The 22,013-nt window shown below is 48.2% G+C and carries 20 protein-coding genes; 3 read left to right on the top strand and 17 right to left on the bottom strand.

The window, feature by feature from the left end:
- Positions 1-69 precede the first annotated feature (69 nt).
- On the top strand, positions 70-786 hold the full coding sequence (gene folM, locus ACY2RR_RS09145) for a dihydromonapterin reductase (protein ID WP_490107827.1): 717 nt from the start codon (positions 70-72) through the stop codon (positions 784-786).
- Positions 787-802: 16 nt separating this feature from the next.
- The gene (gene folE, locus ACY2RR_RS09140) at positions 803-1,357 is read left to right on the top strand and encodes a GTP cyclohydrolase I FolE (protein WP_490107826.1); all 555 of its coding nucleotides are present in this window, start codon (positions 803-805) and stop codon (positions 1,355-1,357) included.
- Positions 1,358-1,385: 28 nt separating this feature from the next.
- Here folE and ACY2RR_RS09135 read toward each other — a convergent pair whose 3' ends face one another.
- The 7 genes from ACY2RR_RS09135 to ACY2RR_RS09105 form a co-directional block, all read right to left on the bottom strand.
- Positions 1,386-3,596 carry a hypothetical protein gene (locus tag ACY2RR_RS09135; protein ID WP_490107825.1) on the bottom strand — a complete coding sequence of 737 codons (2,211 nt, stop codon included), beginning with the start codon at positions 3,594-3,596 and terminating at the stop codon, positions 1,386-1,388.
- A 679-nt stretch (positions 3,597-4,275) separates the two neighbouring features.
- A complete protein-coding gene (gene tdh, locus ACY2RR_RS09130; protein WP_490107891.1) occupies positions 4,276-5,304 on the bottom strand; it encodes an L-threonine 3-dehydrogenase in 1,029 nt (342 codons plus the stop codon).
- A 129-nt stretch (positions 5,305-5,433) separates the two neighbouring features.
- A complete protein-coding gene (locus tag ACY2RR_RS09125) occupies positions 5,434-6,630 on the bottom strand; it encodes a glycine C-acetyltransferase (protein ID WP_490107824.1) in 1,197 nt (398 codons plus the stop codon).
- A gap of 402 nt (positions 6,631-7,032) precedes the next feature.
- Positions 7,033-8,646, bottom strand: coding sequence for a sulfate adenylyltransferase subunit CysN (cysN, locus tag ACY2RR_RS09120; RefSeq protein WP_490107823.1), 1,614 nt, complete (start codon positions 8,644-8,646; stop codon positions 7,033-7,035).
- Positions 8,646-9,557: a sulfate adenylyltransferase subunit CysD gene (gene cysD / locus ACY2RR_RS09115; protein WP_490107822.1), complete on the bottom strand. Its 912-nt coding sequence runs from the start codon at positions 9,555-9,557 to the stop codon at positions 8,646-8,648. Before cysD ends, cysN begins: the two co-directional genes overlap by 1 nt.
- 156 nt (positions 9,558-9,713) lie before the next feature.
- Positions 9,714-10,838, bottom strand: a complete 1,125-nt coding sequence (locus tag ACY2RR_RS09110) for an NADAR domain-containing protein (RefSeq protein ID WP_490107821.1) — start codon at positions 10,836-10,838, stop codon at positions 9,714-9,716.
- A gap of 97 nt (positions 10,839-10,935) precedes the next feature.
- Positions 10,936-11,691 carry a Nif3-like dinuclear metal center hexameric protein gene (locus ACY2RR_RS09105; protein WP_490107820.1) on the bottom strand — a complete coding sequence of 252 codons (756 nt, stop codon included), beginning with the start codon at positions 11,689-11,691 and terminating at the stop codon, positions 10,936-10,938.
- 172 nt (positions 11,692-11,863) lie between these two features.
- On the opposite strand from ACY2RR_RS09105, the gene ACY2RR_RS09100 reads away from it, so the two are divergent.
- Positions 11,864-13,009 carry a S1C family serine protease gene (locus ACY2RR_RS09100; protein ID WP_490107819.1) on the top strand — a complete coding sequence of 382 codons (1,146 nt, stop codon included), beginning with the start codon at positions 11,864-11,866 and terminating at the stop codon, positions 13,007-13,009.
- 48 nt (positions 13,010-13,057) lie between these two features.
- On the opposite strand, the gene hisD is transcribed toward ACY2RR_RS09100, so the two are convergent.
- The 10 genes from hisD to ACY2RR_RS09050 all read right to left on the bottom strand — a co-directional run bounded on the left by hisD (position 13,058) and on the right by ACY2RR_RS09050 (position 21,869).
- Positions 13,058-14,371, bottom strand: a complete 1,314-nt coding sequence (gene hisD / locus ACY2RR_RS09095; RefSeq protein WP_490107818.1) for a histidinol dehydrogenase — start codon at positions 14,369-14,371, stop codon at positions 13,058-13,060.
- A gap of 62 nt (positions 14,372-14,433) precedes the next feature.
- Positions 14,434-15,075: an ATP phosphoribosyltransferase gene (hisG, locus tag ACY2RR_RS09090; protein ID WP_490107890.1), complete on the bottom strand. Its 642-nt coding sequence runs from the start codon at positions 15,073-15,075 to the stop codon at positions 14,434-14,436.
- Between the two features lie 82 nt (positions 15,076-15,157).
- Positions 15,158-16,417: a UDP-N-acetylglucosamine 1-carboxyvinyltransferase gene (gene murA, locus ACY2RR_RS09085; protein WP_490107817.1), complete on the bottom strand. Its 1,260-nt coding sequence runs from the start codon at positions 16,415-16,417 to the stop codon at positions 15,158-15,160.
- Between the two features lie 132 nt (positions 16,418-16,549).
- Complete coding sequence (locus tag ACY2RR_RS09080) at positions 16,550-16,792, bottom strand: BolA family protein (RefSeq protein ID WP_490107816.1); 243 nt, start codon at positions 16,790-16,792, stop codon at positions 16,550-16,552.
- A gap of 94 nt (positions 16,793-16,886) precedes the next feature.
- Positions 16,887-17,195, bottom strand: coding sequence for an STAS domain-containing protein (locus ACY2RR_RS09075; protein WP_490107815.1), 309 nt, complete (start codon positions 17,193-17,195; stop codon positions 16,887-16,889).
- Entirely contained in the window at positions 17,192-17,932 is a 741-nt protein-coding gene (locus tag ACY2RR_RS09070) for an MlaC/ttg2D family ABC transporter substrate-binding protein (RefSeq protein ID WP_490107814.1), read from the bottom strand. Before ACY2RR_RS09070 ends, ACY2RR_RS09075 begins: the two co-directional genes overlap by 4 nt.
- Positions 17,919-18,398, bottom strand: coding sequence for an outer membrane lipid asymmetry maintenance protein MlaD (gene mlaD / locus ACY2RR_RS09065; RefSeq protein ID WP_490107813.1), 480 nt, complete (start codon positions 18,396-18,398; stop codon positions 17,919-17,921). Before mlaD ends, ACY2RR_RS09070 begins: the two co-directional genes overlap by 14 nt.
- Positions 18,399-18,406: 8 nt before the next feature.
- The gene (mlaE, locus tag ACY2RR_RS09060; protein WP_490107812.1) at positions 18,407-19,201 is read right to left on the bottom strand and encodes a lipid asymmetry maintenance ABC transporter permease subunit MlaE; all 795 of its coding nucleotides are present in this window, start codon (positions 19,199-19,201) and stop codon (positions 18,407-18,409) included.
- Positions 19,198-20,010 (bottom strand): ATP-binding cassette domain-containing protein, encoded by an 813-nt coding sequence (locus tag ACY2RR_RS09055; protein WP_490107811.1) that lies wholly within the window; start codon positions 20,008-20,010, stop codon positions 19,198-19,200. The genes mlaE and ACY2RR_RS09055 overlap by 4 nt, the downstream gene beginning before the upstream one ends.
- A gap of 170 nt (positions 20,011-20,180) precedes the next feature.
- Positions 20,181-21,869 (bottom strand): hypothetical protein, encoded by a 1,689-nt coding sequence (locus ACY2RR_RS09050; RefSeq protein WP_490107810.1) that lies wholly within the window; start codon positions 21,867-21,869, stop codon positions 20,181-20,183.
- Positions 21,870-22,013 lie beyond the last annotated feature (144 nt).

Genomic DNA, 22,013 nt, shown 5'->3' with positions numbered 1-22,013 from the left:
GACTCCTGCGCACCTTATTTGCTTAAATGCCCGCCTATAACAAATGGGCTCATCGCAGGGGGAGTCGCTATGAGCAGCCAGAAACAAACAGTTCTTATCACCGGGGCGTCACGTCGTCTGGGGCTGTACAACGCCCATAAGCTTCTGGAGCAGAGCTACCAGGTGATAGCAACCTACCGCACATTTACTCCAGGGATAGAAGAACTGGAGGCCGCTGGCGCGCTGACATTACAGTGTGACCTGGAAATTAAAGAGAATACCTACCGCCTGATCGAAGAAGTACAGCAGTACACCTCCAGCCTGAGGGCGATTATCCACAATGCTTCCGGCTGGATGGCTGACAGTCACCATCCACTGGATGCAGAACCCATGGAATCTTTGTTCCATGTTCACATGGAAGCCCCTTGGCTGATTAACCGAGGTTTGCGGCAGTTACTATGTAACTGTGAGGAAACTGCGGACATCATCCACATGACCGATTACAATGCTCTCCGAGGCAGTGAGCATCATGCTGCCTATGCCGCCACCAAGGCCGGACTTGAGAGCCTGACCCGATCTTTTGCCCGCTTGTATGCACCCGATATCAAGGTCAACGCAATCGCGCCCTACCTGATCATCATGAACGAGGGTGACCGGAAGATGGCTGCCGACGACACGCTGCGTATTCCTCCCATGGGGTTAGAACCCGGAGAGAGCGTGATCTGGAAAACACTTGAGTACGTACTGAATAACCCTTATATAACAGGCACTTCCATCCCTGTGGATGGTGGCATGTCATTGAGCTGAAACGGACCAGAGATCCATGAGCAGAGACCTCAGCGAATACTACAAAGCAATACTGGAAGGGCTGGGAGAAAACCCTCAGAGAGACGGCCTGAAAGACACGCCTGCGCGTGCTTCAAAGGCTATGAATTTTCTGACCCGGGGTTATCACCAAAGCCTCGAAGAAATCGTGAACGGTGCTGTGTTCGAGTCCGACAACGACGAAATGGTTGTGGTACGGGATATTGAACTGTACTCCATGTGTGAACACCACATGCTGCCTTTTATTGGCAAGGCTCATGTCGCCTACCTTCCTAAAGGAAAGGTTCTGGGACTTTCTAAATTCGCCCGCATCGTGGATATGTATGCCCGACGCCTGCAGATTCAGGAAAACATGACCCTGCAGATTGCCGAAGCGATTGAAGAAGTGACAGGTGCCCGTGGTGTTGCTGTTGTTATTGAAGCCAAGCACATGTGCATGATGATGCGTGGTGTTGAGAAACAGAACTCCTCAATGACCACATCGGTTATGCGTGGTGATTTCCGCACAAACCTGCCTACCAGGGAAGAGTTCCTGCGATATATTGCCCGTTAATGTCTTCATTGCAGCTGTAACTCTTCGGTTATAGCTGCTCTCCTTCAGGCATATCTTCATCTGTATCGTCAAGATCCACCGCCAAAGGCGAAGGTGTTCCATAAAGGCGATGAATCTCATAGAGAAGACTCTCTATCTCCAGGTATAAGGAGTTCATAATTTCACTGTAGCGCCCACGAAATATCCTCGACATCATCTCATCTAAACGCTCGAACTGGACAAGAGTGTCCCTCACCCAGCCACTAAAGCTTGCATCACCCGTGCGAATACACCGCGCAGCTTCTGCCAAACTGCTTCCTAATTGATCCATAACTCCATAGAAATTATCCCCTTCAGCAAAGGCATCAATAGCAGATACTTTTTTATATTTTTCTTTTAGCCGCTGAAGGTCTTGAGCACGCTCCTCATCTGTAAAGTCTTTCACTTTCTCACCTATAGCTTTTCCTACAAGCCGTAATAAAGGAACGTGGTGCATAAGTTCAAAAGATAAGTCAGCCTCAGTCAGGCCTTCCGCAAAGCTTTCCTCTACAACTGCTGAATACAAGTCAGATATGACTCTATAGATTGATGACAGATAAAACGTTGCGTTTACAGCACCAGGAGCCGAGGCGCTTAACATAAACATATGGTGGTAAAGTCTTTTAAAGGCCGGGCAGGCTTTCCCTATCTTGGGGTTGTTTTTATCATATGCTTCATTAAACAAAACCATTGATGGCACTACTCCACTACCATCTTCCAGAACAACCACCTTACTCTCATCAAATTCCCAGCTATATCCCCATACTTCTGTAGATCCTGCATCCGTCTCAAGGACTTTATTTGGTTCAGGCAACAAGATAAAGCCATCCTGAAAGCCATGAAGTAAGTCATCAAAGAACGCTATAAGCTCGCTATAGTCATTAATATCAAGCTGGGAAAAAACTCCGGGAAGAGGTGCCCTGACCTCCCCTTTAGTTTTCTTTTTAGAGGCAGGCACAGGAATAGTAAGGCCTAAATCAAGCTTTTTCCTCCACATCAATCCTAAAACATGCAGAGATTCAAGCCTTCGATGGTATGTATGATAAGTGCTTGCATCTGGTGCTCTGGTATCCATTATTTTAGAAACAGAGCCCAACAACCCAATTCCATATTCCAAATGCCGGATACTGCTCGATTTCAGGATTGCAGATAATGATTCCAGAGCCTTCCTAAGAGCTTTGGTTTCTGCAAGGAAAGCTTCATCAAACTCTCTCGACTCAACATCACTGCTTTCTGACTCCTGCATGTGAGAGTTTGTTGAAGAAGCTACTTCTTTTAAATACGAAACATAAGACTCAACGATGGCATCCATAATTTTCAGAGTGTAATCCAGAGTTTTCTGGGTATCACCCTGTCGCCGAATACTTCTGGCTGATGGAGATTCTCCAAACATAGCCTTTATTCTCGACTCCATTTCTTGCAATACTCTGCGCAGAGGAATAGACCACCTGCCATCATCTTGTTCAAGAAATCCAAACTCAACTTCGAGAGTTTTCCAGGCTTTCATTAACTGGGGGGAAAAGTTTTTAGCTTTTGGTGGTTTAGCTGGCAACCATGGGACACTGAAAACTTTATTCAGTTGAAAAACTCCGGCTTCACCATAATAGAAAGGGTAAGGAAAACTGATTCTGTGCATGCTTACAGGGCCAGTTCCAATCCAGGCTCTTGTGATAACCCAACAAGTTAATCTATAAACAATTTTGTTCCAGAATTCATTGGTATCACTCGCCCTTGCATTGATCCTCCGAAATTCAGAAATAATATCCTGCAATTCCGAGTCATGTTTTAGTTTCCATGGTTTTTCTTTTTCGTAAAGCTCAACAAAACCATCTTTTTTTTGTTTTGAACTGCCAGAATGAGCCCCCATACTGGTTCCAAACATGCTAAGCAAATTGCCGGAACTTTGAGAGTATCGTCCTAATTTTTTCTTGGTTGCTATAGTCTTATCTGTTGTTGGCGCTCGCGACTTAACCCTCTTACTATCCCTGTGGGACGACTTTCCCAGTGCTCTCCTGTGCTCTTTTCTTTTATTCTTCCAATATGCTTCCTCTTCACCACCATCATCATCATCATCGTCCATAAATACTTCCTGAATCTCCCCATATTTTGGAGCTGTAGAAACTCGAGGAATTATCGATAAAAGAGACGTAGCTCCTTTCATTCCAGGATGTTGCTCTGTTGTTGGTGTCGTTGCCAAAGATGAACCGGAGTCAGATTCCATGTAGAGCTGGGTGGAGGAGCTACTGAAGCCACTTATACCGCTAAGCCCAGAATCTTCTCTTCTAGGTGGACGTAAAAAACGCCCTCCTCCATCGGAGACATTCCGCCTATGCTTATTTGAACTAGGTGGCACCTTAAACGGTGGTTCCTCAGTATTAAGAGATAATGACCTTGAAACCTTTGTAGTTAAAAGGTAAACATCGAAACTCGACGATGATATTGGAGACCCACCCTCAGAGCCGGAAGAATAGCTTGAATCCCTTTTCACACTTCGCTGCGTAGAAAAATCATCCGTTGTAATAATTGGAAGAGTTGCCCCTTCAGGGATTAAAGATCCAGGCGCACCTATAGGTAGCGAAAATCTGGGCTTTCTTACAATAACTTCTTCAGCCCCAGAAACGAGAAAGGAAACAAACAAACTTAAAACACTAACAACCCAACAACAAAACAACCTCAACACAATGCCCCCTTAAGTAAAGACAGCTCTCTTTGAGGAAGCATATTTTTCTTTTCGGCTTTTTATTTTAGACAGAAGAAAAAACCTGTCACACCGCTACTTACTCCCTGACAGCCTGTTTGAAAGTAGCAGATAACATCGAGGTTGCTTATGTGGTACATAAAAAAGGGAGCGATAAATCGCTCCCTTTGGGTTAAACAGTTTGATGATTAAATCAAACGTATTACTCAGTCCAGTCCAGAACAATCTTGCCGGACTTACCGCTGGCCATGATTTCGAAAGCTTCTTCGAACTGGGACACAGGGAAGCGGTGAGTGATGATTGGATCCAGATCCAGGCCAGACTGCAGCATGCTGCCCATCTTGTACCAGGTCTCGAACATTTCACGACCATAGATGCCTTTCAGGGTCAGCATCTTGAAGATCACCTGGTTCCAGTCGATCACGGTGTCAGCCGCAGGAATACCCAGCAGGGATACCTTACCGCCGTTGTTCATCAGTTCCAGCATCTGTTCGAATGCACGACCATTGCCGGACATTTCCAGACCAACGTCAAAACCTTCGGTCATACCGAGGTCTTTCATAACGTCTTCCAGCTTCTCTTCGGCTACGTTCACGGCACGGGTTACACCCATTTCGCGAGCCAGAGACAGGCGGTATTCATTAACGTCGGTGATCACAACGTGGCGAGCACCAGCGTGCTTGGCAACAGCAGCACCCATGATGCCGATTGGACCGGCGCCGGTTACCAGAACGTCTTCGCCAACCATGTCGTACTGCAGAGCTGTGTGAACAGCGTTGCCGTATGGGTCAAAGATGGAAGCCATATCATCAGAGATGTCATCTGGCAGAGGGAATACGTTAGCGGCAGGAATGCACAGGTATTCAGCAAAGCAGCCAGGACGGTTTACACCAACACCCTGAGTGTTGCGGCACAGGTGACGACGGCCAGCGCGGCAGTTACGGCAGTGGCCGCATACCAGGTGACCTTCACCGGAAACACGATCACCAATCTTGAATCCAGCAACTTCCTGACCGATTTCTACGATTTCACCCGCGAATTCGTGACCTACGGTCATACCCAGAGGAATGGTCTTCTGAGACCACTCATCCCAGTTGTAGATATGGATGTCAGTACCGCAGATAGCGGTCTTGTGGATCTTGATCAGAACATCGTTATGGCCAGGAGTCGGAATTTCCTTCTCGTCCATCCAGATGCCTTTTTCGGCATGCAGCTTGGCCAGAGTTTTCATTGTTACCATGGGGGCGTACTCTACTTTCCAGAAAGCGGAAACTGCCTCCTATCCCATAAGGGATGGAACCTGAGGCAGCTTAAATCCATTTCAGTGTGTATCTATTGACCTTAGACCAGCCGGTCAGACTCAGGCGATTACCTTGAGTTCACGGCCAATCTTGGCGAAGGCGGCTACCGCACGGTCAATCTGCTCTTTAGTGTGAGCGGCAGACATCTGAGTACGGATACGGGCTTTACCGTTTGGTACAACCGGGAAGCTGAAGGCAATAACGTAGATGCCTTCTTTCAGCATGCGGTCAGCAAATTCTTTAGCCAGAGCCGCGTCACCCAGCATAACTGGAATGATTGGGTGGTCTTTGCCAGCCAGAGTGAAACCATGCTTTTCCATTTCAGCACGGAAGTAGGAAGCATTGTCACGCAGACGGGCACGCAGATCGTCGCCAGCAGCCAGCAAATCCAGGACCTTCAGGGTTGCGGACGCGATGGTTGGGCACAGAGTGTTGGAGAACAGGTAAGGACGGGAACGGTTACGCAGCCAGGCGATAACCTCTTTCTTACCGGAAGTGTAACCACCGGAAGCGCCACCCATGGCCTTGCCCAGAGTACCTGTGATGATGTCCACACGGCTCATCACTTCGCAGTATTCGTGAGTACCACGACCCTTGTCGCCAACAAAGCCAACAGCGTGGGAGTCATCAACCATAACCAGCGCGTTGTACTTGTCAGCCAGATCGCAGATACCCTTCAGGTTGGCGATAATACCGTCCATGGAGAATACGCCATCGGTAGCGATCATCTTGTGGCGGCAGCCAGCTTCATCAGCGGCTTTCAGCTGCTCTTCCAGAGACGCCATGTCATTGTTGGCGTAGCGGAAACGCTTGGCCTTACACAGACGCACGCCATCGATGATGGAGGCGTGGTTCAGGGAGTCACTGATGATTGCGTCTTCAGCGGTCAGAACAGTTTCGAACAGGCCAGCGTTGGCGTCGAAGCAGGAAGAGTAAAGAATGGTGTCTTCCATACCCAGGAACTCGGACATACGAGCTTCCAGCTCTTTATGAACGTCCTGAGTACCACAGATAAAGCGTACAGACGCCATACCGTAGCCATACTTATCCAGAGCTTTCTGACCAGCTTCAATCAACTCTGGCGCATTAGCCAGGCCCAGATAGTTGTTGGCACAGAAGTTAATAACCTGTTCACCACCCGTTACAGTAATGTCGGAAGACTGCTGGGAGGTAATAACACGCTCGTCCTTGTACAGGCCTTGCTGCTTGAGCTCTTCCAGCTGAGCGGAGAGCTGATCGTAAAATGCGGATTTCATCTTGGCTCCGAAAAGGGTCCAGGGTAGATGATTGAACAAGTACTTCTATAGAACATAGAAGTGTAAGGAAACATTACAAACTCTTGGCATAGTACGATTTTTTGCAGTATGCGGCGATAGCATATTCAACTATCAATAAATTGCAGCCACATGCCCTGTTGAATCACAAACATGCCGTTCAGGTTCAATCGAAAGTGCGCACATTGCCACAGAACAGGTGGTCAATTCCTGTCCATTTTTGTGTTCTTTATAAGATTAGAAAAATAGTTTGAAAGGAGAAGTTTTTACAAGATTTTTTACTAACGCATACGCATTAATACAGAGAGTAAAGAAAGAAAAAGCTGTTTATCCAAAAGATAAATATAATTCACCCGGGAGCAGGGTTACCCCCGGGTGAACAAGTTATAGAGATACGATCTGGGAGATTTTATCCAGCAAATCAGCATCCTGGGCATTCAACAGCACAGCTTCATCTGAAGCAGCATCATCTGTTAATACAACAATTCCCTGAGCCAGAAGAATGCTCTCCTGTTCAGAAAGTCCTGGCTCACAAATGGCCGGGAACAGCCCTTTGTTAAACAGCCCTCTTTCCAGAGTCAGTAACTGCTCAGCGGAAGCTCCAGACACCTCAATAACCGCAGCCTTCTGGCCAAGGCGAGCCGCCCTTTCATTGGCAGAAACCTTACCCTGAGAACCAGAGTCAGCCTGCCCGCTGATCATACCTGCGCCAACTGTGGCGTTGGTTAAGCGATCAACAATGATAAAAGCTCCGGTTGCCCGGTTATCGCGATACTTATCAAAGGCTACTGGCTTGGTCAGTGTCAGATGGCAGTGGCCAATTTCATTCAGAGCCAGTTGCTGTGTGGACTGTTGTTCAAGAGTATTCACATCAACCCGATGGTGAATAGCACTCACCTGACCGGTTGAGGTAAATGCACCAACTTTCAGATCATATTGGCGACCCGGCTGCAGAGGCTGTTCAGCCATCCACACGATCATGGCATCCAGTTCACTGCTGCTCTCTGGCTGACGCTCAGGCTTAACCAGCATATCGCCACGGCTGATATCAATTTCATCTTCCAGAGTCAGAGTGACAGCCTGACCAGCAAACGCCTGCTCAAGATTGCCATCAAAGGTCACAATCTCAGCAACCTTGCTGGTTTTTCCAGAAGGCAATGCTTTGAGTTCATCACCAACATTCACCACACCAGAGGCAATGGTTCCGGCAAAACCACGAAAATCAAGATTTGGACGATTGACGTACTGCACAGGCAAGCGGAAATCATCCAGATTGCGGTCGCTGGAAATTTCAACCGTTTCCAGAATCTGCATCAGTGTCTTGCCTTCATACCAGGACATATTGTCACTGGCATTCACAACGTTATCGCCATCAAGCGCTGACATGGGTACAAAGCGAATATCACCCATTGCACCATCTGCAGTCAGAGGCTCAGCAAAGTCCAGATAGTCATTGCGGATCTTTTCAAAGGTATCCTGACTGTAATCCACCAGATCCATTTTGTTTACAGCCACAACGATATGCTTGATACCCAACAGGCTGGCAATAAATGAATGACGACGAGTCTGAGTCTGCACACCATAACGGGCATCAATCAGAATAACCGCCAAGTCACAGGTTGAAGCACCGGTTGCCATATTGCGGGTGTACTGCTCATGACCTGGAGTATCAGCAATAATGAACTTACGTTTTTCTGTGGAGAAATAACGGTAAGCTACGTCGATGGTTATGCCCTGCTCACGTTCAGCCTGCAGGCCATCCACCAGCAAGGCCAGATCAATCTTGTCGCCCTGAGTACCAACTTTCTTACTATCGTTCTCAATCGCTGCCAGCTGATCTTCAAAGATCATTTTGCTATCGTGCAGCAGGCGACCAATCAGAGTGCTCTTGCCGTCATCAACACTGCCACAGGTAAGAAAACGCAGCAGCTCTTTGTTTTCGTGCTGCTTAAGGTAGGCAATGATATCTGACTCAATCAAATCGGAATGATGGCTCATCAGAAGTAGCCCTCCTGCTTTTTCTTCTCCATGGAACCGGAGGAGTCATGATCGATAGCCCGACCCTGACGCTCAGACGTTGTGGTCAGCAGCATCTCCTGAATAATTTCTGGCAAAGTATCTGCTTCAGACTCCACAGCACCGGTGAGCGGATAGCAGCCCAGAGTACGGAAGCGTACAGACTTCATCTCTGGCACTTCACCTTCTTCCAGCGGCATACGGTCGTCATCCACCATAATCAGCATACCGTCGCGCTCAACGACAGGACGCTTTTCGGCCAGATAGAGGGGAACAATCTCGATGTTCTCCATCCAGATATACTGCCAGATATCCAGCTCAGTCCAGTTCGAGAGTGGGAACACACGAATGCTTTCGCCTTTCTCGTGCTTGCCGTTATAGACGTTCCACAGCTCCGGACGCTGATTCTTTGGGTCCCAGCGGTGGTTACTGTCACGGAAGGAATAAACACGCTCTTTGGCACGGGATTTTTCTTCATCCCGGCGGGCACCACCGAAGGCGGCATCAAAGCCGTACTTGTCCAAAGCCTGACGCAGCCCTTGGGTTTTCATAATATCGGTATGCTTGGAGCTGCCATGGGTAAATGGGCCGACGCCCATATCCAGGCCTTCCTGATTCTTATGAACCAGAAGATCCAGATCGTATTCTTTGGCCATACGATCCCGGAATTCGATCATTTCCCGGAACTTCCAGTCAGTGTCTACATGCAGCAGAGGAAATGGAATGCGCCCGGGGAAAAAGGCCTTACGAGCAAGGTGCAACATCACCGCAGAGTCTTTCCCGATGGAATAAAGCATCACCGGGTTATCAAACTCTGCCGCGACTTCTCTAATAATATGTATGCTTTCGGCTTCAAGTTGCCGAAGGTGGTTCAGGTTATAATCCGCACTCATGGGGCAACCCCGTTGTTGTCATTCTGACCCGCCATTTCATCTGTAGTTATTAGCGGGAGGCACACTATATCAATAATTCTAAAGAATATGAGCGAGCATATTTAGAATTGTTTGTACTATGTATATGACAACAACGGTACGGCAGAATCTGTTTCTCTACTTTTTATGTTTTCCTTTACGATCTGTGGAGTAGGGTTGGGATGGATGGCTGTAAGAAGCTGTAGTTTTTGCCTTTTCAGGGCCCGGTGCAGGGCGTTGTTCGTAAGCACCTCTCTGAGACGGATAGAGCTGAACGACCTCAGGGTATTTTTCGCAGTAACAATCATAAACCGCCTTTTGTTCTTCTGCGGTTAACTGTTTCCACAAATCTCTCAGTTCAGCCCGGCGCTCCATCAAGATCAGCCCCAACTTGTTTTTGCCTTGATCACTCTCCCACGCTCCCCACCATTTATCTTTCTTATTATTTTCAACAAGAACTCTGGCAAACCGGTATGTTTCCATCAGCAACATGGCTTCAGCCGGATAATCAACAAAATTAAACTTAGCCCTGATAGCTTTACGCATAACCTTGGTGGATTCGCGACGCCAGTTCAAAGGCTTCTTGTCACTATGTCCCTGGCCATATGAAGCGGCTGCATCTCCATAATGCTGTTTTCCTAAATAACCAATAAAGTTCGGAGAACTCTCTAGCAATGCCGCTCCATAGCGAGTCGTCTTCAACCCTTCATACTGAAAATAATGCTCTGTAGAAATAAAGGTTTCATCATCAAGATTGACACTAAACTCCGCAGTATTAGCAAATAAAAAGTAAGGTTCTTCCCTTCGAAAAAAGCGCAATTCATTCCAGCGACAATCTCTTATACAACCAGCCCAGTTATCCATATCAACAAGCCGCGACTCGGTTGAACCGTCTTTCAAAGGCAGCTCAACCACTACGCCAGGAGTTGCATCTTCTCGTAATTTACTCTCCGTTAGTTTCCTATTGACCAGGCGATGCTCAGGGGGCAGCGGTTCTACGGGAAGCCTGGAGGCTGCAAGCTTCGGAATAACAGGAACAGCTGGGGCTACAGCAACCGAAATACCCGAAGGGGTAGTCCTTGAAGAGCCAGCTCCTGAAGAGCTAACACCAGAGGAGCTCTGGGTAGGAGGGGTACTAAACGAAGGACTGGGGCTTGAAGAGCCCCTGTCAGAAGATCCATTATTACCAGAGACTGATTGTGGCGGTTCCTGATAGCCAGCCCCACTCACACACCTATAGATACCTTTAGCCCGTAAAAACATTGCCATTCCTGCCCATTGAGAAAAAAACTTAGAGGTAATGGCAAAGCTAATTATCCGTTAATTGTTTTCAGGGCTAACGCAATTGTTCTAAGGACTGTTAAACAGGGTTACCAATATCAAAGAACTGATGTTCGATACCATGATTGTTTGCCAACCATTCACCTAATGCCTGGACACCTCCACGCTCAGTGGCATGATGCCCGGCTGAGATGTAGTGAATGCCTTCTTCTCTGGCTGTATGCACAGTGGACTCTGAAATTTCACCACTGATATAAGCGTCAACATCAGCCTCAATAGCTTTACCAATAAGACTTTGGGCACCGCCAGTACACCACGCCACTGTTTTAACAGCGTGGTCACCACCGCTTATCACTAAAGGCTTGCGGCCTAACGCCTTTTCGATAGCTGCACCAAAATCATCAAGAGAAACAGGAGCAGTCACCTCACCGATATTACCAACTGGCCGGGATTCAAAGGGATCCAGAGGCCCGGTTTCCGTTATTCCCAGCAGTTTTGCCAATGTGGCATTGTTTCCCATAGTAGGGTGCCCATCCAAAGGAAGATGATAACCGAGCAAACTGATATCGTTGGCCAGAAGCTTCTGCAGCCGGCGTTTTTTCATTCCTGTGACCTGCGCCTGTTCGTTCTTCCAGAAATAACCGTGATGCACCAATATGGCATCACCTTTCCATGCTATTGCTTGATCAATAAGCGCTTCACAGGCTGTGACACCTGTTGCCAGTCGTAAAACATTTTCCCGGCCCTCTACCTGCAAACCATTTGGGCAGTAATCCTTGAACATCCAGGGCTGAAGCTCTGCATCAAGAACACTTACTAATTCCTGTAACTTCATAATAAATTTAACCTTTCACTAGGTGTTTCACATTTATGCCGGAGTTTGCATATATCACCGAGCAGTGCATACCTTTATACTAACTGGTACTGGCATTCTATGTGCATCTGTTTTGGTGCGGTAGAAAGTCAGACTCGAGCACAATCTTAAACAGGATGGCTGGATACTTTTCATGAACCGGTTTTCACAAACACTTAGCTGGTTTGGCTGGCCTGCACTCTGTGGTCTTCTCGTTGCTCTGCTTATTCTTCAGCAATACCCTTCTTTAACGGGTGAAGTTGAAGAGCCCAAACCTCAACCTGTTGTTGAGCAGCAACCACCCCAAAGCTTTGTTCCTTCTTTTAATTCTGCCGTGGTGAAAGCTGCACCTTCAGTTGTCAGCATATTCACCCAGCGAACTCTGCGCCGCCCGGGGAACCGGGACAACAACCTGATATCCGAGCCTTTCAGTAAAAGTCGAATTCCCCGCAGGCAGCAGGTTCAGTCCAGCCTGGGTTCCGGGGTTATAGTTAGCCCGGCCGGGTATGTACTGACCAACAACCACGTAATTAAAGGGGCTGACGATATTATCGTCGCCCTGCCTGATTTCCGGGAAACCCGGGCCAAGGTTATTGGCTTTGATCCGGAAACTGATCTGGCTGTTCTAAAAATTGAGATGGAAAACCTTCCCAGCGCAGATTGGGCAGATTCCAAATCAGTAAAAATTGGCGATGTTGTTCTCGCCATTGGTAATCCATTCGGGCTCGGTCAAACTGTCAGTCAGGGAATCATCAGCGCAACCCGTCGAGACCTGCGACTCAGCACTTACGAAGGTTTCCTACAAACTGATGCTGCCATTAATATCGGTAACTCCGGTGGTGCACTTATTAATGCCAAAGGTGAACTTGTGGGCATTTCTACTGCCCTGATCTCCAGTGACGGCGGCAGTGAAGGTTTGGGCTTTGCCATTCCCTCAAACCTCGCCAAGTTTGTAATGACTTCCATTATTGATAAAGGCCGGGTTGTACGGGGCTGGCTGGGCATTGAATCGACAGCTCTCAGCACCGAACTTGCTGAAGCTTTTAACCTGCCACTGGGCAGCGGTATCTTGATTTCTGGAGTTTACGAGAATGGTCCAGCCAAAGCTGCTGGCCTTCAACGAGGCGATATTATTCTTCGTATTAATGAACTTGTTACCTACGATGCCCGCAAGGTAATGAACAGCGTCGCCAAGCTTAAACCCGGCTCAAAAGTCACCATAATGGTTTTACGGGATGGCAAGGAAATACCATTTGTCACAGAAGTTGGCGAACGCCCGGAAGATCCCACCCGCGGATAAACAAGATTCTAATAAAATAAGAGCCAGTTAAACTGGCTCTTATTTTATTCACTTCTTAATGCGATATTCTGCCGATCTGGCATGAGCGGTCAGACCTTCCCCACGAGCCAGAACAGAAGCAACCTTACCAGCCTCTGAAGCCCCTTGTGCCGAGAAGTTAATCAGTGAAGTTCGCTTCTGAAAATCATAAACACCCAACGGTGATGAGAATCGAGCAGTTCCAGAAGTTGGCAAGACATGGTTTGGCCCTGCACAGTAATCCCCCAGAGCTTCTGCAGTATAACGCCCCATAAAGATGGCTCCCGCATGACGAATCTCAGGAAGAACAGCTTCAGGGCTTTCTACTGACAACTCCAGATGCTCCGGTGCAATGCGGTTACACACTTCTGCGGCCTTACTTAAATCCGGCACATGAATCATGGCACCACGACCATTCAACGAAGCCTTAATAATGGCTTTGCGTTCCATGGTTGGCAGAAGCTTATTCATACTCACTTGCACGGCATCAAGAAAGGCAGCATCAGGGCTTATCAGGATCGCTTGAGCATCTTCATCATGTTCTGCCTGAGAGAACAGATCCATCGCAATCCAGTCCGGATCAGTCTTGCCATCACTGATCACAAGAATTTCTGAAGGCCCGGCAATCATATCAATGCCAACCTGCCCAAAGACCATACGCTTGGCCGTAGCCACGTAAATATTTCCTGGCCCAACTATCTTATCCACAGCCGGAACAGTTTCTGTTCCATAAGCGAGAGCAGCAACCGCCTGAGCGCCGCCAATGGTGAACACTCTATCAACACCACCAAGTGCCGCAGCAGCAAGAACCAGCTCATTCACTTCACCGGCGGGTGTAGGCACAACCATAACTACTTCACCCACACTGGCCACTCTGGCAGGAATTGCATTCATCAACACCGAGGAAGGATAAGCCGCCTGACCACCGGGAACATAAAGCCCTACCCGATCAAGTGGCGTAACTCGCTGACCAAGCTTTGTGCCATCAGCTTCAGTAAAGCTCCAGTCATCCTGTACCTGCTTTTCATGATAATCACGAATGCGTTTTGCAGCAGTTTCCAGCGCAGCACGCTGTTCCGCTGGTAAATTTTCAAGAGCACTGAGGAGTTGGTTTTTATTGAGGGTAAGATCAGCAAGGGATTTGGCTGTCAGCTTGTCGAAGCGATTGGAATATTCCAGAAGAGCTTCATCACCACGACTTTTCACCTGCTCAACAATATCAGTAACAACCTGCTGAACACCTGTATCTGAGACTGTATCCCAGGCCAGAAGGTGATCCAGGCTTTCGGCAAATGTTTTATCGCCATAAACCAGCCTGCGGGGCTGAACCGCAACTTCGCTCATAGAGGACCTCTGACAGTGTCGATGAATTTGTATTTATAAAACAGGTTCAGAAATTGTCGCGCTTAACCAGCTGCTTCCACTGCAGCTTTCATGTGACTAATTATTTCGCTGATGGTTTCATGCTTCACTTTCATTGCGGCACGGTTTACCACCAGTCGTGAACTGATATCTGCAATATGCTCTCTTGGTTCAAGACCATTGGCTTTCAGGGTATTTCCGGTATCAACGATATCAACAATCTGATCTGCCAAATCAATCAGCGGTGCCAGCTCCATAGAGCCATAGAGTTTAATAATATCGACCTGCTTTCCCTGGCTGGCATAAAAACGCTTGGCGACATTGACAAACTTGGTTGCGACCCGAATGCGGCGGCCTGGTTCTTCCTGATAATCAACGGCAGTCGCCGTCATTAAACGACATTTTGATATTTGAAGGTCCAGAGGTTCATACAGCTCTGGAGAGTTGTGCTCCATCAAAACGTCTTTCCCGGCAACTCCCAGATCAGCAGCACCATGCTCAACATAAGTTGGCACATCACTGGCCCGAACAATCAGCAGACGAACATTTTCATGGTTGGTGGGAATAATAAGCTTGCGGGTTTTCGCAACATCTTCTGCCGGTGTTATACCCGCCTTTTCCAGCAATGGACGGGTTTCTTGCAGAATGCGGCCTTTAGAAAGGGCGATAGTCAGAGGTGTTGATATCATTGTTTTATAAACACTCAGATTCTTTCAATACAGTTTTCTGCCGGAATGCTCCCCGCACTCCGGCAAAAAAACAAAGCTATCAGCGAGGAATTCGACGAATCGTAGCGCCTAACTGTTGCAGCTTCTCTTCAATACATTCGTAGCCACGGTCAATGTGATAGATGCGATCAACCACAGTCTCACCTTCTGCCACAAGGCCGGCAATCACCAGACTGGCTGAGGCACGCAGATCGGTAGCCATAACCGGAGCGGATTTCAGGTTATCAACACCTTTAACAATCGCAGTGTTACCTTCTACATCAATATCCGCGCCCATACGCTTCATTTCCAGAACATGCATAAAGCGGTTCTCGAAAATGGTTTCGGTGATGGTGCCAGTACCCTCAGCTACAGCATTCAGCGCGGTAAACTGCGCCTGAACGTCAGTAGCCATACCTGGGTAAGGAGCAGTTTTCAGGCTGACAGCTTTTGGCTGACGACCTTCCATATCTAGCTCAATCCAATCATCCCCGGCTTCTACTTTGGCGCCAGCTTCACGAAGCTTCACCAGAACCGGATCAAGAATGGTTGGATCAGTATCTTTCACCCGAACACGACCACGGGTAGCGGCAGCAGCAATCAGGTAAGTGCTGGTTTCGATACGGTCTGGCAATACAGAGTAAACACAACCGTGCAGGCTCTTCTTGCCTTGAATACGAATAGTGTCGGTACCGTGACCTTCAATCTCCGCGCCCATGCGAATCAGGCATTCGGCCAAATCAACAACCTCTGGCTCACGGGCAGCATTTTCAATGATTGTTTCGCCTTCGGCCAGAGTCGCGGCCATCAGCAGGTTCTCAGTACCGGTTACAGTCACGGTATCGAGGAAAATATGGGCACCTTTCAGGCGCTCAGCTTTCGCTTTAATGTAACCGTCTTCCACGGAAACCTCAGCACCCATGGCTTCCAGACCACGAAGGTGCAGGTCAACGGGTCGACTGCCAATGCCACAACCGCCAGGCAGAGCAACTTCCGCATAACCATTACGGGCTACCAGAGGCCCCAGAACCAGGATGGAAGCACGCATGGTCTTCACCAGATCATAAGGTGCAGTCAGATGCTTGATGGTGCTGGCATGAACCTCAACATTCATCTTTTCATCAATCATCAACTCCACGCCCATGCAGCCAAACAGCTCAATCATGGTGGTAATGTCGTGAAGGTGGGGCAGGTTACAAACCGTCACCGGCTCATCAGCCAGCAGGGTTGCTGCAAGAATAGGCAGCGCAGAGTTCTTGGCACCGGAGATACGAATCTCTCCATCCAGACGGTTGCCACCAGTAATTATCAGTTTATCCATCGAATACCCGCAGGCTGAAACAGAAAGATGCAGATTCCGGAAGAGCCTTCTTCCATGAATCTGCATCAGTCATAAATACAATTGTTACAGGCAGCTCCTAAGATGCCTGCCCTAACAGCTTTCTGAAGGGAATTATCCCTGTCGAGCCGCCCACTCCTCAGGTGTAAAAGTCTGCATGGTAACAGCGTGAATAGTGCCGGCAGCAATCATCTCGTTGAGATGTGTATAGACCATCTGTTGGCGTTTGACCGGCAGACAACCGGCAAAAACTTCAGAAACCACGGTCAGGGTGAAGTCGCAGCCTTCCCCTTCAACCATAATCTGAGCACCGTCTATTTTCGCTTCAAGCAGCTCTTTAACTTCACTGGCATGCATAGGACTCTTCCCGGAACCGGAACGCAAAGAGGCCTATGATAGGGAAGTGCGAGGCAGGACACCAGAGCCAGAAGGGCTCTGATGCACTGAATTGTCAGGCAGACTCTGCCACAGGCAGCAGCGTATCGACGCCACACACCCCAGCCAGAGCCATCAGATCTTCGGGAAATTGATGGTAAGACAGACTCTTACCATCGTTACGAGAACGTCTCACCCAGGACAAAAGCATCGCCAGAGCGGCACTATCGGCATGACTCACACCAGATAAATCAACAAGCAGGTCTTTGCCCTCATGATCTGCCAAAGTCGCCCAGCCCCTGTCTACCAGATCTGGAACAGATTCCTTATTGATTTCACCGGTCAGGGAAAAGCGCCCCGGGGAGATGACAGACAACTCACTCATGACTTGTCTTTTTCCTTCTCACGCAATTCTTTTTCCTGGTTCTTTTCGGTTTGCTGCATTAGCTCCGGCCACTTCTCGATAGCTACCTCTACCTTCTTGTAGCGGTTCATGGCTTCACCGAACTGGTTGCGGAACTGAATACCAATATTGATGCCTTCAACAATGATATTGCGAACCTTCCACTCCCCACCTTTCTTCATCATGGAGTAAGACATGGAGTATTCCGCATCTTTCGCCTTGATCTTCAGATTCACAGGAACAGAACGGCTTTTTCCACTGTCGTATTCTTTCAGGATTTCAGGGGAAACAGGGTCAACCTTACCCAGTGACAGCTGGCTGGTATCAAACGTTAATACCGCCTTGCTGTAAAAGTGGATAAGGCTGCTGCGGAAAACATCAGTAAACTCTTTCACCTCAGCATCAGACGCCCGGTGTGCATACTTGCCCATGACCCCACGCGCCATTTCATCGAAGGCAATAACAGGATCAATAACCTGCTCAACATCCTTGTAGAACTGATCCGGATTTTTCTCGTAAGTATTACGATTATCCTGAAGCAGCTTGATCACTCTGGCGGTTGCATTACCAGAGACTTTATCAGGGGTTTCAGCAGCATTGGCGGCAGAAACGCCAAAGGACAGGCACCAGATCAGGGCTGTAAAGAATACGCCTGAAACACTGCTCTTTTTGAAACCAACCATACCCATATTCCTTTCCAGCAAATCAGAAACTGTCATTACTTTCTTCATCGTCCTTACCGACAGAGCCGAGCAAGAACTTACCAATCAGGTCTTCCAAGACAATAGCTGACTGGGTGTCATCAATGGTTTCCCCATCCTTAAAAAAGTCCCGGGAGCCACCAATACTTATCCCGATAAACTTTTCGCCCAGAAGACCTGCCGTAAGGATAGCGGCCGAACTGTCTACGGGAATATTATCGACATTGGTTTCAATATCCATGATCACACGGGCCATGTAGGTTTTCTTGTCGAGCTCGATATCCACAACCCGGCCAATAGTTACACCACCCATAGCCACTTTTGCCCGTTTGGTGAGTGAACCTACATTGTCAAATTCTGCATAAAGACGATAGGTTGTGTTGTCGGCATTTACAGACAAGCCGCTCACTCTCAGAGCGAGCAAAATCAAGGCAAACAAACCGGCCAGAAGAAAGGCGCCAACGCTGATTTCAACGGTTCGCATCCGCATTTTCAGAGATCTCCAAACATCACGGCTGTGAGGATAAAGTCCAGCCCCAGCACAGCCAGGGAGGCGTAGACAACTGTCCGGGTTGTTGCCCGGCTGATACCTTCAGATGTCGGCACAGCATCATATCCCTGGAACACCGCAATCCAGGTCACTACAAAACCAAACATCACACTTTTAATCAGGCCATCGACCACATCATTCCAGAAATCGACAGACTGTTGCATATTGCCCCAGAAAGAACCTTCATAAATTCCCAGCCAGTCAACGCCGACCATAGAGCCGCCGAAGATACCGACCATTGAGAAGATACAGGCCAACAGAGGCATACTGATAAAACCGGCCCAGAAACGGGGGGCAATAATGCGTTTGAGTGGGTCGACACCAATCATTTCCAGACTGGATAACTGCTCAGTGGCTTTCATCAAGCCAATTTCTGCAGTCAGGGCCGAACCAGCTCGCCCGGCAAACAGCAGAGCTGTTACCACCGGCCCCAGCTCACGTACAAGACTCAGGGCAACCATCTGACCAACAGACTGTTCAGTACCGTACCGCACAAGAATGTTATAACCCTGAAGCCCCAGCACCATCCCGATAAAAACACCGGACACAGTAATAATGATCAGCGAAAGAACACCAACTGCATAAATCTGTTTCACAACCAGGGAAGGCATAAAGCCATGGCTACTGCTGCGGCCAAACAAGGCCATACCCAGCATGAGTGTTGCCCGACCTACAGCCTGGAGGATTTCAAGACCGCTGCGCCCTAAAGTCGCGACATGATCTACCAAACGACTCATGAACGCTCTCCCAGTAATTCCTTGCCGTAATCAGCAGCAGGGTAGTGAAAGGGAACCGGGCCATCGGGAATACCATTCATAAACTGGCGCACCTTAGGATCCTGTGAAGACTGCAACTCTTCTGGTGTACCACCGGCAATTACATGCCCGTCCGCCAGCAGGTAGAGGTAGTCCGCAATACTCGCAGTCTCACTCAAATCGTGGGAAACAATCACACTGGTAAGATTCAATGCGTTATTCAGTTTCCTAACCAGATTCACCAGAACGCCCATGGCGATTGGATCCTGACCGACGAAAGGCTCGTCGTACATAATAAAGTCAGGGTCCAGGGAGATAGCACGGGCCAGAGCTACACGTCTTGCCATACCACCGGACAGTTCAGAAGGCATCAACTGACTGGCACCACGAAGACCAACGGCCTGTAGTTTCATCAGAACAATGTCGTGAATCATCTGCTCAGAAAGGCGGGTATGAACCCGGAGCGGAAAGGCTACGTTTTCAAAAACGGTACTGTCGGTGAACAGCGCTCCACTCTGGAACAACATTCCCATACGGGAACGTACGCGAAACAGCTCATCGCGTCCCATTGTGGAAACACAACGCCCATCCACAAAAACCTTACCGGCATCAGGTTTCAACTGAGCACCGATAAGACGCAGTAAAGTTGTTTTCCCCGTTCCGCTAGGTCCCATTATTCCGGTGACCTTGCCGCGGGGTATGTCCATATCAATGTTATCGAAAATCACTCGGTCGCCACGCATAAACGTAAGCCCACGGATTTCGATAAAACTTTCATTCTCTTGATTCATCAGCAACAGGTTTCCACTGCAGAGGCCAGACTATAGCCAACCGCCGTATCCGCTTACCTTTAAGTACGACAAATAGAATTGATCATCCGTATGGAATAAAGTGTACCATTCACTTCAACACATTAGCAGTACATCTCAACCGAAATCGAGAGACAGAGACCTAATAGTACCTATCCTTTCTGCGGCCTCGCCCCCATCATGGCTTTTATAAGGTCTTTTTTACTTCCGGCAAAACCGTTGGCAGACATATTTTCGTACCCTTCCTGGAACATTTTCCCATCCTGAAGGGTTTCGGCCATCAACTGCAAGGTAGGAACCATTGCTCCATCCAGAAGGTCATCAGGGTTCACACCAGGGTCAAATTCTGCAATCAGTTGTCTGCCAAACTTTGCAAACTGTGACTGCTTATCCAACTCACTTTTGAGGCTACCCATATCTTCTCCATCAAGTTCAGCAGCCTTTAGCCTTTCACCTATAACATCAACAAGAACTGCCAGCTCTTTCATACCAGCCTCAAGACGTGGCAAGCCACCCTCAAAAACCTGTTCTGACGAATCTTTGGACCAAAACACCTTTTCTTGTCGGCCGGTATAGGACTGCATCCGTGCGGCAAGTTCCAGATGCAGAGATTCATTATCTTCCAGCAACAACCCCATGGACTCTCTCAGGGTTACAAGCCCGTCTTTTAACTGGCTATTCACAATTTTTAAATCTGCAGTCTGCTTTTGCTCCAGCTCCAGATCATCTTTGTATGTGCTCAACTCGTCTTCTTTTTTCTTCAACTTATTTTCAAGGTCGGCAATCCCAGAATCCCGACTACGAATAACCCCATCTTTTTTCTCCCACAACTCATCCCGATTTTTGACACCCTCGTTAAGCTGCCCCTTAATCTTTTCGACTTCAGCCTCCAGCTCCCGTATACGCCCTTCCTTAATATCCAGAAGATCCTCTGCTGACTTTCTTATTGGCTTTGGTAGGGAGCTGTTCCCACGAAGCGGCGTATCATCATATTGATCATTAGGCACGGGCCCACCTAACCCACTGTCATTGGAGTAATGACTCAGTGAGCTGAGCACACTGGAGTTACTAAGTTGACGTTGATACGAGAGAGTTCCATCTAACACACTGTCGGTATCAGATTCACTGTCCAAACGTCTGGCTGTTGCAACATTGCTCTGCATGGTCTCGTGTAAGAGCTGAATATCCGATAAGGTGTGAGAAGTGAGCCCCTCACCGCTATAGGTATCACTCTCTTTTCCTGCACGGAAAACCTCCCCCAAACCCTCATGTTCATCGACTTCGGTATAAACAGGCTCACTTTCAGTGGAGGAAGAGCGCACTTCATCAAGAGTCATCTGCGCTTTTTCAAGCTGCTCGGTAAGATCAACAATTTCTTTTTCCTGTTTCCTTATCTGACCAATAGCAGACTCCAGCTCGACCTCAATATCATCTTCCAGATACCCAGAGTCGGCATCGTCAACCTCAGATTTTTTCGTCCACCACTCCCACCCTTTATTCAAGAGATAAAAACCGCTGCCTCCAACCGCCGTTCCCACCACAACAGCAGGCCCCAGAAGTGCTGTTGCCGCAGCTCCTACAGCTGTACCGAGAACAGCCACACCCGCGACTTTGCCAGCAGTTTTCAAGCGAGAGGAAACATTATGCTCTTGCTCAACCTTGTAGTTTTGAAGGTCTTTTTTATTAACCTTGCTGGCAGCCTCAAGTTCCATACGCAGAGAGACAGGAACCGGTTTAACCCCAGACTCTTTTTCTGGTTGATGATGCGATGGTTTTGAAAGACTGTGAACACCCTGCCCGGCATAACCAGACGTTCCCGAACTCGCTCTGGATTTATCCATAGATAATAAACCCCTGCATCCTTGCAATTATGTATACAGAATAGTCAGCAATTGCATTGCGTGGCGAACAGTTAAGCTGGATGTAATCCCCCACCAAAATCCGTAGAATAGTTGTCTTGCCTTATTTACCTCTCCAAAAGAAAC

Source organism: Parendozoicomonas sp. 2304DJ65-17 (assembly GCF_058148445.1).
Note: the sequence above shows the minus strand (reverse complement) of the source record. Positions and strands in the feature narration are given on the sequence as shown.